At 70.0% G+C, this 14,079-nt stretch carries 11 protein-coding genes, 1 pseudogene and 2 riboswitches; of the genes and pseudogenes, 10 read left to right on the top strand and 2 right to left on the bottom strand.

Annotated elements, in window-relative coordinates:
* Window positions 1–277: 277 nt before the first annotated feature.
* The 8 genes from HWX00_RS23950 (at window position 278) to HWX00_RS23915 (ending at window position 10,632) form a co-directional block, all read left to right on the top strand.
* Window positions 278–985 (top strand): SGNH/GDSL hydrolase family protein, encoded by a 708-nt coding sequence (locus HWX00_RS23950; protein WP_175868148.1) that lies wholly within the window; start codon window positions 278–280, stop codon window positions 983–985.
* Window positions 986–1,219: 234 nt separating this feature from the next.
* Window positions 1,220–2,272, top strand: a complete 1,053-nt coding sequence (locus HWX00_RS23945) for an oxidoreductase (protein ID WP_175029228.1) — start codon at window positions 1,220–1,222, stop codon at window positions 2,270–2,272.
* Window positions 2,273–2,473: 201 nt separating this feature from the next.
* Window positions 2,474–2,842, top strand: a complete 369-nt coding sequence (locus HWX00_RS23940) for a hypothetical protein (RefSeq protein ID WP_034188135.1) — start codon at window positions 2,474–2,476, stop codon at window positions 2,840–2,842.
* Between the two features lie 121 nt (window positions 2,843–2,963).
* Window positions 2,964–3,066, top strand: a riboswitch (glycine riboswitch).
* 34 nt (window positions 3,067–3,100) lie between these two features.
* A riboswitch (glycine riboswitch) is annotated at window positions 3,101–3,234 on the top strand.
* Between the two features lie 82 nt (window positions 3,235–3,316).
* Entirely contained in the window at window positions 3,317–4,435 is a 1,119-nt protein-coding gene (gene gcvT, locus HWX00_RS23935) for a glycine cleavage system aminomethyltransferase GcvT (RefSeq protein ID WP_175029227.1), read from the top strand.
* A gap of 117 nt (window positions 4,436–4,552) precedes the next feature.
* Window positions 4,553–4,933, top strand: coding sequence for a glycine cleavage system protein GcvH (gene gcvH / locus HWX00_RS23930; protein WP_034188137.1), 381 nt, complete (start codon window positions 4,553–4,555; stop codon window positions 4,931–4,933).
* A 58-nt stretch (window positions 4,934–4,991) separates the two neighbouring features.
* On the top strand, window positions 4,992–7,919 hold the full coding sequence (gcvP, locus tag HWX00_RS23925; protein WP_175029226.1) for an aminomethyl-transferring glycine dehydrogenase: 2,928 nt from the start codon (window positions 4,992–4,994) through the stop codon (window positions 7,917–7,919).
* A 151-nt stretch (window positions 7,920–8,070) separates the two neighbouring features.
* Window positions 8,071–9,213 (top strand): alginate lyase family protein, encoded by a 1,143-nt coding sequence (locus HWX00_RS23920; RefSeq protein WP_034188244.1) that lies wholly within the window; start codon window positions 8,071–8,073, stop codon window positions 9,211–9,213.
* Between the two features lie 30 nt (window positions 9,214–9,243).
* Complete coding sequence (locus tag HWX00_RS23915) at window positions 9,244–10,632, top strand: L-serine ammonia-lyase (RefSeq protein WP_034188139.1); 1,389 nt, start codon at window positions 9,244–9,246, stop codon at window positions 10,630–10,632.
* A 66-nt stretch (window positions 10,633–10,698) separates the two neighbouring features.
* Here HWX00_RS23915 and HWX00_RS23910 read toward each other — a convergent pair.
* Both HWX00_RS23910 and HWX00_RS23905 read right to left on the bottom strand, forming a co-directional pair.
* Window positions 10,699–10,821, bottom strand: a pseudogene (locus HWX00_RS23910) (VapC toxin family PIN domain ribonuclease); the annotation flags it as partial.
* 73 nt (window positions 10,822–10,894) lie between these two features.
* Window positions 10,895–11,179, bottom strand: a complete 285-nt coding sequence (locus HWX00_RS23905; protein ID WP_175029225.1) for a type II toxin-antitoxin system RelE/ParE family toxin — start codon at window positions 11,177–11,179, stop codon at window positions 10,895–10,897.
* Window positions 11,180–11,268: 89 nt separating this feature from the next.
* Between HWX00_RS23905 and HWX00_RS23900 the strand changes: the two genes are divergently transcribed.
* Both HWX00_RS23900 and HWX00_RS23895 read left to right on the top strand, forming a co-directional pair.
* Entirely contained in the window at window positions 11,269–12,972 is a 1,704-nt protein-coding gene (locus HWX00_RS23900) for a thiamine pyrophosphate-binding protein (RefSeq protein WP_175029224.1), read from the top strand.
* Window positions 12,969–14,063, top strand: coding sequence for a glycosyltransferase family 9 protein (locus tag HWX00_RS23895; protein ID WP_175029223.1), 1,095 nt, complete (start codon window positions 12,969–12,971; stop codon window positions 14,061–14,063). The genes HWX00_RS23900 and HWX00_RS23895 overlap by 4 nt, the downstream gene beginning before the upstream one ends.
* Window positions 14,064–14,079 lie beyond the last annotated feature (16 nt).

The raw sequence follows: 14,079 nt of genomic DNA, 5'->3' as shown, positions 1-14,079 counted from the left end.
GCCGGGAGGATGCCGTGCGCGACAGGCTGGCGAAGCAGGCGGACACGCGGGCAGGACGCGCATGTTAACACGTCGGCGGCGCGCATTTCGGGCGTGCCGCCGGACGGGGCCGCGCGGGCTTGCCGGGCGGGCACCCCCTGTCCGTCCGGCGCGGTCGTCCCTGCCCGTTCGGCCAATCCGGCCCCGTTCGCGCGGCGATCGGACACAATACCTACTCCCCGGCGCCACCCGCGCCGGTCCGATTTCATTCGTCTGAACCAACCACCGGATCGACCTCATGGGCTACCCGTTCGCCACCGCCGCCCTCGGCCCGCTGCTGTTCGCGCAGGGGTGCTACGTGCGGCGCGTCACGCCGCGGCTGCCCGAAGCGGCCGGCCCGCGCGGCGGCGTGGCCGGCGACGGCCCGCCGCTGCGTGTGCTGGTGGTCGGCGATTCGGCCGCCGCGGGCGTCGGCGTCGCCACGCAGCGCGACGCGCTCGCCGGGCAACTGGCGCACGCGCTGGCGGCCACGCACCGCGTGAGCTGGAAGCTGCTCGCGCGCACGGGCCTCACCACCCGGGAGCTCGTCGAGTGGCTCGCCGCCGAGCCGGCCGAGCCGTTCGACGTGGCCGTCACGTCGCTCGGCGTCAACGACGTGACGGGCGGCGTGGCGCCCGCGCGCTGGCTGGCGCAGCAGGCCGAGCTGGTGCGGCTGCTCGCCGCCCGCTTCCGGGTCGGGCACGCGATCCTGTCGGCGGTGCCGCCGATGGAGCGCTTCCCGGCGCTGCCGCAGCCGCTCGCGTGGTATCTCGGGCTGCGCGCGAAGCGGCTCAATGCGGCGCTCGCCGGCTGGGCCGGCACGCAGCAGCACTGCACGTTCCTGCGGGTCGACCTGCCGCTCGAGCGCCACCTGATGGCCGCCGACGGCCTCCATCCCGGTGAAGCCGCGTGCGCGGCGTGGGCTTCTCAGGTCGCAACGGCCGTGCGGCAACGGGCAGCCGCATGACGCGGTGTGTGGGCCGCACGCCGCCCGTTCACCGCTCAGCCGGGCAGCCCGCGATGCCGCGCGCGGCGCACGGCCTCGCGCAAAATGCCGGCCTTCCTTGCGCATGTGCTGCGTCGCGTCGCGCATTTCGCCCAACGTGCCTGTGCAAGCGGCGGCGCCATGCCAAAATAGCCGGTCGTCTTCGCGCCGTTTCGGCGCGCCATCCTTTAGTTTCCTTCGCAGCCAGGAATTGCCATGTCGTCATTGCTCAGGATTGGTTTGATGGGTTTCGGTTTCGCCGGCGCGACGTTTCACGCGCCGGTGATCGCCACGAGCGGCCGCACTGAAGTCGCCGCGATCGCGACGGGGCAGCCCGATCGCGCGCAGGCCGCGTATCCGGGCGCGCGCGTGGTCCCCGATCTCGACGCGCTGCTCGGCCTCGACGACATCGAGTGCGTGGTGATCGCCACGCCGAACGACACGCACTTCACGCTCGCACGCCAGGTGCTCGAGGCCGGCCGCCACGTGGTCGTCGACAAGCCCGTCACGCTCACCGCCGACGAGGCGCTCGCGCTCGCGCGGCTCGCGAACGCGCGCAGCCGGCTGTTCGCGCCGTTTCACAACCGCCGCTGGGACGGCGATTTCCTCACCGTGCGCGACATCGTCAAATCGGGCGAGCTCGGCCGCCTCACCTATTTCGCGTCGCACTTCGACCGTTTCCGGCCGACGCCGCGCACGCGCTGGCGCGAGGAACCGGCCCGCGGCGGCGGCCTGCTGCTCGACCTCGGCCCGCACCTGATCGACCAGGCGCTCGCGCTGTTCGGCCTGCCGGAAACGGTGAGCGCGACCGTCAAGACGCGCCGCGACGATGGCACCGCGCCCGATTTCGTCCACCTGCTGCTCGGTTATCCGGACAAGGAGGTCGCGCTGCATGCGAGCGCGCTGTCGGCGATCGAGCCCGCGCGCTTCACGCTGCACGGCACGCGCGGCAGCTACCAGAAGTTCGGGCTCGACACGCAGGAAGACCAGCTCAAGGCCGGCCTCACCGCGGACGACGTCGAATTCGGCGGCGGCAACCCGCCCGGCCTGCTGCGCGTGCTCGACGGCGACGTCGAGGTCGAGCGCCCGATCCCGACCCTCGACGGCCAGTACGCTGAGTTCTACCGCGCGCTCGCGGCGTCGATCCGCGACGGCGCGCCGTTCCCCGTCACCGCGCAGGACGCCGTCGACGTGATGACCGTCATCGAGCTTGCCGCGCAAAGCGAGCACGACGGCCGCCGGGTACCATTCGTGCGCCGCGCCATCTGACGGGCCACCGGCCGGGCCGGCGCCTGCCCGGCCGCAGCCGCCCTCCCGCGTCGTTCGCGGGCAGCGGCCCTGCGCGGGCCGCCCCGCCGGCACGGTCCGGAACATTCCGTTACAAATGGTGCGGGAACGAAAGTCAGCGGTCATCCGGTCTGACGCGTTTCTCAAAAAGTCGATCCGACACCAAACCGTCAGGAGAATGTGATGCAACGGTTGATTCGCGCAGCGGCATGCTGCGTCCTGGTTTCCACGCTCGCGGCCTGTATCGTGCAGCCGCAGCGACCGGTCCGACAGGCACCGCCGCCTCCGCCGCGACCGAATCCGCAGGTCGTCGCGAACGACCGCATGCAGGAGGTCCAGGGCCGGATCGACAACCTGCACCGCCGGATCGACGCGCGGGTCAACAACGGCTACTACCCGCCGCCGTACGGCGCGCAGCTGCACCACCGCCTCGACGTGATCCGCCAGGAAGCGAACGACATGTCGGCCCAGCACAACGGCGGCCTGTCCGGCGACGAGCAGCGCGTGCTGAACCAGGAACTCGACACCGCCGCACGCGCGATCGGCGAGTAATCCCGGCAGCGCCGCCCCTTCCCGGTGTCGGCGAAAGCGGCGGCCCCTCACGCCGCCGCTTGTCGCGAAGCGACATTATTTTGCCCAAATTGACAATGCCCATCTGCTCGCGTACAGTCGCCCGCACGCGTCGGGAGAGCGTGTAACCGGGTGGTTTCGACACCGGTTGCGCCGCCGAAGGGGCACACCCGCAAACTCTCAGGCAAAAGGACCGACCGCGTCGGGGAATCGCGTCCGCGCACTGCGCGGGCCATACGCTCCCCGCACTCTGGAGAGCGGCAGTAGCCCGCAGCGCACTGGTTGCGCGGGCAGGCTGCCCACCGAAGGGGCGCGCGCCGGCCGGGCTTTGCCCGCCGCGCAATCTCTCAGGTATCGAGGACAGAGGGGCATGTACCGGATCGCTCGGGCCATCGGCCGCGGCGGTCGGCACATGGCCGTTCTGATCCGCGCGCAAGCGCCTTGCCTGAGGCCTCGATGACTGCACTGAAACACACCCCGCTCAACGCCGCGCACCGCGCGCTCAATGCCCGCATGGTCGACTTCGGCGGCTGGGACATGCCCGTCAACTACGGCTCGCAGATCGAAGAACACGCAGCCGTGCGCACCGACGCCGGCATGTTCGACGTGTCGCACATGTGCGTGATCGATTTCACCGGCAGCCGCGTGCGCGCGTTCTTCGAGCACGCGATCGCAAACAACGTCGGCAAGCTCAAGACGCCCGGCAAGGCGCTTTACTCGTGCCTGCTCAACCCGCAGGGCGGCGTCATCGACGACCTGATCGTCTATTACTTCACCGAGGAATTCTTCCGCGTCGTCGTCAATGCCGGCACGGCCGAGAAAGACATCGCGTGGTTCAACCAGCTGAACGAGCAAGGCGGCTTCGGTCTCACGATCGCGCCGCGCCGCGACTTCGCGATCGTCGCCGTACAGGGCCCGAACGCGCGCGAAAAGGTGTGGACGACGGTGCCTTCCGCACGCGCCGCGACCAGCGAGCTGAAGCCGTTCAACGCCGCGCAGGTCGCCGGCACGCCGTTCGGCGACCTCACCATCGCCCGCACCGGCTATACCGGTGAAGACGGTTTCGAAGTGATCGTCCCGGCCGTGCACGTCGAAGCGCTGTGGGCCGCGCTGCAGCAAAACGGCGTGCGTCCGTGCGGGCTCGGCGCGCGCGACACGCTGCGCCTGGAGGCCGGCATGAACCTGTACGGCCAGGACATGGACGACACCGTCTCCCCGCTCGACGCGGGCCTCGCGTGGACGGTCGACCTCAGCGCGCCGCGCGACTTCGTCGGCCGCGCCGCACTGGAAGCCAACGGCACGCGCGCCGCGTTCGTCGGCCTGATCCTGCAGAAGGAAAACGGCAAGGCGGGCGGCGTGCTGCGCGCGCACCAGAAGGTCGTCACGCCGCACGGCGAAGGCGAGATCACGAGCGGCACGTTCTCGCCGTCGATGCAGGAATCGATCGCGTTCGCGCGCGTGCCGGCCGCCGTCCAGATCGGCGACCTGATCCAGGTGCAAATTCGAGACAAGAATCTTCCCGCGCGCGTGGTAAAACTGCCGTTCGTACGCAACGGCAAGGTCCTCGCTGCGTAACGGCCGGGAGGCGTGCCTCCCGGTAAGCCGGGAGATGGCGCCCGGCGCAACCCTACCCGGCGTGCCATGGCGGCGCGCCAGAAGAACGAATCACACCCTTTTATCCAGGAGCAACCGATGAGCAACGTCCCGGCCGAGCTGAAATACACCGACGAACACGAGTGGATCCGCACCGAGGCAGACGGCACGCTGACGGTCGGCATCACCGATCACGCGCAGAACACGCTTGGCGACATCGTGTTCCTCGAACTGCCGGCAGTCGGCAAGCAAGTGAAGGAAGGCGATGCCGTCGGCGTCGTCGAGTCGGTGAAGGCGGCATCCGACATCTACTCGCCGGTGTCCGGCGAAATCATCGCCATCAACGAAGAAGCCACCGACGCACCGGAAGCAGTGAACAGCGACGCGTACGGCGTGTGGCTCTTCAAGATCAAGCTCGCGGCCGGCGCATCGACCGACAAGCTGATCGACGCAGCCGCCTACGGCAAGCTGATCGACTAATTTCCCTACCCGAACCGCGTGGCGCCGGCCTCGGCCCGCGCGGGACCAGAGTCACGCCATGAAGCTCGAACACCCGGACCGCCTGATGAACCGCACGCCCCTCTCGCTCGCCGCGCTCGAAACGCACGACGCGTTCGCCGAACGCCACATCGGCCCCGACGCCGCCAGCCAGCAGGCCATGCTCGACACGCTCGGCTTCGCGTCGCGCGCCGCCCTGATCGAGGCCGTGATCCCGGCCTCGATCCGCCGCGCCGAAACGCTGCCGCTCGGCCCGTTCGCGCAGCCGAAGAGCGAGGCCGAAGCGCTCGCCGCGCTGCGGGTTCTCGCGGACAAGAACCAGGTGTTCCGCTCGTATATCGGTCAGGGTTACCACGACACGCACACGCCGGCCGTGATCCTGCGCAACGTGCTCGAAAACCCGGCGTGGTACACGGCCTACACGCCGTACCAGCCTGAAATTTCCCAGGGCCGCCTCGAGGCGCTCCTGAACTTCCAGCAGATGGTCGCCGACCTGACGGGCCTCGCGATCTCGAACGCGTCGCTGCTCGATGAAGCGACCGCCGCGGCCGAAGCGATGACGCTGCTGCAGCGCACCGGCAAGCCGGCGTCGAACGTGTTCTACGTCGCCGACGACGTGCTGCCGCAAACGCTCGAAGTGATCCGCACGCGCGCGCTGCCGGTCGGCATCGAGGTCAGGACGGGCCCGGCCGCCGACGCGGCGCAGGCGAACGCATTCGGCGTGCTGCTGCAATACCCGGGCGTGAACGGCGACGTGCGCGACTACCGCGCGCTCACCGAAGCGATCCATGCGGCCGGCGGCCACGTGGTCGTCGCGGCCGACCTGCTCGCGCTGACCGTGCTGACGCCGCCCGGCGAATGGGGCGCGGACGTCGCGATCGGCAACACGCAGCGCTTCGGCGTGCCGATGGGCTTCGGCGGCCCGCACGCCGCCTATCTCGCGGTGCGCGACGAATTCAAGCGCCAGATGCCGGGCCGCCTCGTCGGCGTGACGGTCGACGCACAGGGCAAGCCCGCGCTGCGCCTCGCGCTGCAGACGCGCGAACAGCACATCCGCCGCGAGAAGGCGACGTCGAACGTGTGTACCGCGCAGGCGCTGCTCGCGATCATGGCCAGCATGTACGCGGTCTACCACGGCCCGCACGGCCTGAAGACGATCGCGCTGCGCGTGAACCGCATCGCGGCGCTCTTTGCCGCCGGCGTGAAGCAGCTCGGCTTCGCGACCGTCAACGACACGTTCTTCGACACGCTGACGGTCGACACCGGCGCGCGCACCGCGCAGGTCCATGAATTCGCGAAAGCCAAGCGCATCAACCTGCGCCGCGTGAGCGACACGCAAGTCGGCGTGTCGGTCGACGAAACCACGACGCGCGACGACCTCGCCGACCTGCTCGACGTGTTCGCGCAGGCCGCGGGCGGCACCGCACCGGCCGTCGACGCGCTGGACGCGGGCCTCGCCGGCGTCGCCGCGCTGCCGGCCGGCCTCGAGCGCACGAGCGCGTACCTGACGCACCACGTGTTCAACCGCCACCATTCCGAAACCGAAATGCTGCGCTACCTGCGCAGCCTGTCGGACAAGGATCTCGCGCTCGACCGCTCGATGATCCCGCTCGGCTCGTGCACGATGAAGCTGAACGCGACGTCGGAAATGCTGCCCGTCACGTGGCCCGAGTTCGGCGGCATCCATCCGTTCGCACCGGCCGAGCAAACCGTCGGCTACCGCGAGATGATCGACCAGCTCGAGCAGATGCTTGTCGCGGCCACCGGCTACGCGGCCGTGTCGCTGCAACCGAACGCCGGCTCGCAGGGCGAGTACGCGGGCCTGCTGATCATCCACGCGTACCACGCATCGCGCGGCGAAGCGCATCGCGACGTGTGCCTGATCCCGGCATCCGCGCACGGCACGAACCCGGCGTCGGCGCACATGGCCGGCATGAAGGTCGCGGTCGTCGCCTGCGACGCGCAGGGCAACGTCGACATCGCCGACCTGAAGGCGAAGGCCGAAGCACATTCGAAGGACCTCGCGGCGATCATGATCACGTATCCGTCGACGCACGGCGTGTTCGAGCAGAACGTCCGCGAGATCTGCGAGATCGTGCACGCGCACGGCGGCCAGGTGTACGTCGACGGCGCGAACATGAACGCGATGGTCGGCCTGACCGCGCCGGGCCAGTTCGGCGGCGACGTGTCGCACCTGAACCTGCACAAGACCTTCTGCATCCCGCACGGCGGCGGCGGCCCGGGCGTCGGCCCGGTCGCGGTCGGCGCGCACCTCGCGAAGTTCCTGCCGAACCAGCGTTCGACCGGCTATGCGCGCGGCGAGGAAGGCATCGGCGCGGTGTCGGCCGCCCCGTACGGCTCGGCGTCGATCCTGCCGATCTCGTGGATGTACATCGCGATGATGGGCGCGAAGAACCTGACCGCCGCGACGGAAACCGCGATCCTCAACGCGAACTACATCGCGAAGCGCCTCGCGCCCCACTACCCGGTGCTGTATTCGGGCCCGGGCGGGCTGGTCGCGCACGAGTGCATTCTCGACCTGCGCCCGATCAAGGAGTCGAGCGGCATCAGCGTCGACGACGTCGCGAAGCGCCTGATGGACTACGGCTTCCACGCGCCGACGATGAGCTTCCCGGTGCCGGGCACGCTGATGGTCGAGCCGACCGAATCGGAATCGCAGGAAGAACTCGACCGCTTCATCGCCGCGATGATCGCGATCCGCGAGGAAATCCGCGCGGTCGAGGAAGGTCGCGCCGATCGCGAGGACAACCCGCTGCGTCACGCGCCGCATACGGCGGCCGTCGTCACCGCGAACGAATGGCCGCACGCGTACTCGCGCGAGCAGGCTGCGTACCCGGTCGCGTCGCTCGGCACGAACAAGTACTGGCCGCCGGTCGGCCGCGCGGACAACGCGTACGGCGACCGCAACCTGTTCTGCTCGTGCGTGCCGATGTCGGAATACGCGTAACGCACGCCAGCCCCGGCGCCGCCCGACGATGACCGCACCGCACGCAACCCGGGGTTGCGTGCGGTTTTTGCGTTCGCCGGGCGAACCGGTTCACGTTCCCCCGCCAATCCGGCTAACATCACACGCGATCCAGCCAATGAAGGAGTTCCGCATGGTGCGTCCGATGTTTCCGGGCCATGGTGCAAACAGGACGCGGCCGCACGCGCGTGCCGGTCGTTTCGTGCCGATGCTCGTCGCCTCGCTGTCGCTTGCCGCCGCCGGCCTCGGCGCGTCCGGCGGCGCGCGCGCGGCGATGAATTTCTGCGCGGCGCCGGCGCTGCAGGCGAGCGAGACGACGCAGGCCGAGCCGGGCGTGCAGGCGCTGATCCGCAGCGTCGACGCGCGCATCGGCGAGCAGCCGAAGGCGATGGCGCGCGTGCACACCGAGGGCACGCTGCCGCACGAAGGCATCTACGACCAGAGTGCGGCCGCGCTGAAGGACATGGACCTGATGCGCGACGCGGCGCTCGCGTGGCGCGTGACGAACGCGCCGCGCTACCTGCAGCTCGTCGACCGCTTCCTGTCCGCGTGGGTCTCGACCTACCAGCCGAGCTTCAATCCGATCGACGAAACGCGCTTCGAGAGCCTGATCGTCGCGTACGACATGACCGCGAGCGCGCTGCCGGTAAAAACGCGCAACGCGACGGCCGCGTTCATCGCGAAGCTCGGCGCCGGCTACGTCGCGCAGATCGACGCGCAGAAGCGCCCGCTCACCGGCACCTGGCGCAACAACTGGCAGAGCCACCGGATCAAGCTGATCGCGCTGTCCGCGTTCACGCTCGGCGACCGCAAGATGATGAACGCCGCGCAACGGCTGTTCGTCGAGCATCTCGCCGACAACATCGGCCCGGACGGCAAGACATGGGACTTCGAGGAACGCGATGCGCTGCATTACGCGGTCTACGACCTGCAGCCGCTGGTGACGGCCGCGCTCGCCGCGCGCCGCTTCAACCGCAACTGGCTGCGCGAACGCGGCGCGAACGGCGCGACGCTCGCGGCGGCGCTCGACTGGCTCGTGCCGTACGCGCTCGGCGAGAAGACCCACGAGGAATTCGTGAATTCGCCGGTGCCGTTCGACGCGAAGCGCCGCGAGGCCGGCTTGCCGGGCTATACGGGGCAGTGGGACCCGAAAAACGCCACCGAACTCTTCCATCTGGCCGCGCGGCTCGACGGGCGCTATGCCCGCGTCGCGCAGCAGCTTTCCCCAACGCCGCCCGCATGGCTCGCCGCGTGCCTGCCATTGCAGGCGCGCTAGCACTACTCTTAAAGCAAGGCAGGTATCGAAATGGCAGTCAGCGTGTTTGACCTCTTCAAGATCGGCATCGGTCCGTCCAGTTCGCACACGGTCGGGCCGATGCGCGCGGCGCTGATGTTCGTCCAGGGCCTCGAGCGCGACGGGCTGCTCGACGCGACGGCCCACGTGAAGGTCGAGCTGTACGGCTCGCTCGGCGCGACCGGCAAGGGCCACGGCACCGACCGCGGCGTGATGCTCGGCCTGCTCGGCGACGCGCCCGACACCGTCGATCCCGACACGATCGACGCGCGGCTGGAAGACGTCCGCCAGTCGAAGAAACTCGCGCTGCTCGGCACGCATCCGGTGCCGTTCGTGCTGAAGGAGAACATCGCGTTCTACCGCCAGGCGCTGCCCGAGCATCCGAACGGGATGAAGCTGCGCGCGAGCGACGCGAACGGCGCGGTACTGGTCGAGCGCACCTACCTGTCGGTCGGCGGCGGCTTCGTCGTGACGGCCGGCGCGCCGAACACGAAGGTGCTGAGCGCGGCCGAGCAGATGACGCACCCGTTCCGCACCGGCGCCGAGCTGCTCGCGCTGACCGCGTCGACCGGCAAGTCGATCGCGCAGCTGATGTGGGAAAACGAGCGCGCGTGGCACACCGAGGAAGAAACGCGCGACGGGCTGCTGAAGATCTGGGCCGTGATGCAATCGTGCGTGTCGCGCGGCTGCGGGATCGGCAACCCCGATGCCGACGGCAACCTGCCCGGCCCGTTCCAGGTCAAGCGCCGCGCGCCGCAGCTGTACCGCACGCTGACCGGCAGCCCGGAGCGCGCGCTGCAGGATCCGCTGTCGATGATCGACTGGATCAACCTGTACGCGATCGCGGTCAACGAGGAAAACGCGGCCGGCGGCCGCGTGGTCACCGCGCCGACCAACGGTGCGGCCGGCATCATCCCGGCCGTGCTGCACTACTACACGCGCTTCACGCCCGGCGCGAACGAGCAAGGCGTGATCGACTTCCTGCTGACGGCCGCCGCGATCGGCATTCTGTACAAGCTCAACGCGTCGATCTCGGGCGCGGAAGTCGGCTGCCAGGGCGAAGTGGGTGTCGCGTGCTCGATGGCGGCCGGCGCGCTCGCGGCCGTGCTCGGCGGCACGCCGCAGCAGGTCGAGAACGCGGCCGAGATCGGCATGGAACACAACCTCGGCCTCACCTGCGACCCGGTCGGCGGGATGGTGCAGATCCCGTGCATCGAGCGCAACGCGATGGCGTCGGTGAAGGCCGTCAATGCGGCGCGCATGGCGCTGCGCGGCGACGGCTCGCACTACGTGTCGCTCGACTCCGTGATCAAGACGATGCGCGAGACCGGCGCCGACATGAAGACGAAGTACAAGGAAACGTCGCGCGGCGGGCTGGCGGTGAACATCGTCGAGTGCTGATGCGGGTTCCGGCGGCCACGCGGGTCACGATGTCCCGCATGGCCGCCGGGCGCTAACGGGCGTGCATCAGTCGTTCAACCCGCTCTCGAGCCGCAAGCCCGGATAACCGGCGAAGTCCCGCTCGTTGTGGGTCACGAGCACGACGTCGAGCGGCACAGCGTGAGCGGCGATCGGTTTGTCGGGATGATCTTCTTCCGCTCGCGGGCGGGGTTCATGCACACCGCGACAGGCTCGATGCAAGCCATGTATCCGCATGACGCCATCACGGCCACTGCCGTCGCGCATGCAACACGCGAAGAATTGCCACGATGTGCCCGGTGGGTCGAATGCGATAGACGAGCACATGGTTCGGCGCAATCACCAGTTCGCGCGTACCTGCCACGCGCCCTCGCCGATACAGTTCCGCGCGCGCCGGCAACGCCGCTGCCTTCTCCTCCAGCAGTTCGTCCAGTTCGAGCGCGGCCAGCGGATCGTCCTGGCCGATATGGTCCATGATCGCGGCGCGATCCTCGCGCGCCTTGGGATTCCAGTACAGCGCGAGGATCAAGCAGCGTCACCCCGCTTGCCGCGGCACTTTTCAGCGCCCGGCCAACGGGCGTAAGCTGTACGTCCCGCTACCCAGGGAGACGGCAGCCCATGTCGCATGCCAAGGATCTCGAGCCGCGCGCCACCACCGGTGCGCGACTGCTCGTCGATGCGTTGCTCGCCAATCACGTCGAACGCGTCTTCTGCGTGCCGGGCGAAAGCTTCCTCGCCGTACTCGATGCGCTGGCGGACGACACCGCGCGCATCCAGACGGTCGTCTGCCGTCACGAGGCGGCCGCCGCGAACATGGCCGAAGCGGTCGGCAAGCTGACCGGCCGTCCCGGCATCGCATTCGTCACGCGCGGGCCCGGCGCGACCCATGCGTCGATCGGCGTGCACACCGCGTTCCAGGATTCGACGCCGATGATCCTGTTCGTCGGCCAGTGCGCACGCGAGCACCTCGACCGCGAAGCCTTCCAGGAAATCGACTACCGCCGGATGTTCGGCCAGATGGCGAAATGGGTCGCGCAGATCGACGACCCGCGCCGCCTCCCCGAATACCTGAGCCATGCGTTTCACGTCGCGACGTCGGGCCGGCCCGGCCCGGTCGTGCTCGCGCTGCCGGAGGACGTGCTGTCCGAAGCGTGCGCGTCCCAACCCGTCGTGCCGGCCGCGAAACGCGTCGCGGCCGCGCCGTCGGCCGCGCAGCTCGACGAGCTGCGCGAGCGGCTCGCGCGCGCGGAGCGGCCGTTCGTGATCGTCGGCGGCAGCGGCTGGACGCCCGACGCGTGCGCGAACCTGCGCACCTTCGTCGAACGCTGGCAACTGCCGGTCGCGTGCGCGTTCCGCTTCCAGGACACGATCGACAACGCGCACCCGAACTACGCGGGCGACGTCGGCCTCGGGATCAACCCCGCGCTCGCGAAGCGCATCCGCGACGCCGACCTGCTGCTCGTGATCGGGCCGCGCCTCGGCGAAGCCACGACCGGCGGCTATACGCTGCTCGACATCCCGAAAACGCGCCAGACGCTGATCCACGTGCACCAGGGCGCCGACGAACTCGGCCGCGTGTATGCGGCCGACCTGCCGATCGTGTCGGGGATGCCCGAGATCGCCGCGCCGCTTGCCGCGCTCGAGCCGCCCGCCCGTCCGGCATGGGCCGGCGCGGCCGCCGACGCCCATCGCGCGTACCGCGAATGGCATGCGCCGCTGCCGATGCCCGGCGACGTCCAGCTCGGCGACGTGATGGTGCAGTTGCGCGAGCGCCTACCGCACGACGCGATCCTGACCAACGGCGCCGGCAACTATGCGATCTGGCTGCATCGCCACTTCGCGTACCGGCACTTCCGTTCGCAGCTCGCGCCGACCAGCGGCGCGATGGGCTACGGGCTGCCGGCCGCGCTCGCCGCGAAGTCGCTGTACCCGTCGCGCGCGGTCGTCGCGCTGGCGGGCGACGGCTGCTTCATGATGGCCGGCAACGAACTCGCGACCGCGATGCAGTACGGGCTGAACATCGTCGCGATCGTCGTCAACAACGGGCATTTCGGCACGATCCGCATGCATCAGGAGCGCAACTATCCGGGCCGCGTGCACGGCACGGGGCTCACGAATCCCGATTTCGCCGCCTATGCGCGTGCATTCGGCGCGCATGGCGAGACGGTCGAGCGCACCGCCGAATTCGCGCCCGCGCTCGAGCGCGCGCTGACCTGCGGGTTGCCCGCGGTGATCGAGATCCGCATCCCGCAGGACGCCAGCACGCCGGCCGCAACGCTCGAACAGATCCGCGAGCAAGGCCGCCGGGCGCGCGGCGGGTGACGGTGGACACGCACACCGCGCCGCCCGGCGCCGGGCTGTCGCATGAGGACGCGCTGGCCTGCCCCGGCACGCTGCTCGCGCCCGACGGCGCGCTCGTCGCGCCGTACGACCTCGAGTCCGGCAACCTGCGTGCCGACGGCCACGTGCCGGCCGCGCCCGCGCTCGGCCTGCTGCACGCCGCGCATCGGCCGTTCCGGCTCGATTACGACGACGCGCGACACGTGCACGTGATCAACGGAATGGGCGTCACGCTCGGCGATTCGGTGATCGGGCTGACGGCCGTCGCCGCGCTGCGTGCGGCCCACCCGGGCCTGCGTTTCACGCTGTACCGGCCGGCCCGCGCGCCGCGCTATGTCGACACGCTGTATGCGCTCGCGGCCGACGTCGTCGCGCCGTCGCGCACGCTGCCGTGCCCGGTCGACGCGCTGCCCGCCGATGCGCCATGCATCGACGTCGGCAATCACCTGTACTGGCCCGCATTCGCGCGGCTGCCGATGATCGATTTCTTCCTGGATGCGCTCGGCGTCGACCCGGCCGCCGTACCGGCCGCCGCGAAGCGCAACCGCTGGCTCGCCCGGCTGCCGCTGCCCGCGCTGCCGGCCGCGTGGCAGCGGCCGTACGTCCTGTTCTGCCCGAACGCGAGCACCGCCGTGCGCAGCGTGCCGCCCGCGCTGCGCGCGGCATTCGTGGATCGGCTCGTGCAGCGCTACGGGCTGCCGGTGGCCGGTTTCGGCCCGGTCGCGCATCCCGACTACGTCGACGTGAGCGGCGACGCCACCGACACCGCGCGCTTCATCTCGTGGGTCAAGGGCGCCCGCCTGCTGTTCGCGCCCGACACGGCCGCCTTGCATCTCGCCGACGGTTTCGACGTGCCGACGCTCGCGTGCTTCACGACGATCGGGCCGGCGCTGCGCGTGCGCGACTATCCGCATTGCGTACCGGTCGAACTCGAATTGCCGGCCGAATTGCGCGGGCTGCACCGCAGCGAGCGGCCGGACGATCTCGCGGCGGTCGAAGCCGCTTACCGGAACGTCGACTGGGATGGGCTGCCGTGGCCCGCACCGCGCGATGCGGCGGCGGCCACCGGATAAGGAACCCGGGCGCGGC

The sequence above is a fragment of the Burkholderia seminalis DSM 23518 genome, from assembly GCF_902832885.1.
In the GTDB taxonomy this organism is placed as follows: Bacteria; Pseudomonadota; Gammaproteobacteria; order Burkholderiales; family Burkholderiaceae; genus Burkholderia; species Burkholderia seminalis.
Note: the sequence above shows the minus strand (reverse complement) of the source record. Positions and strands in the feature narration are given on the sequence as shown.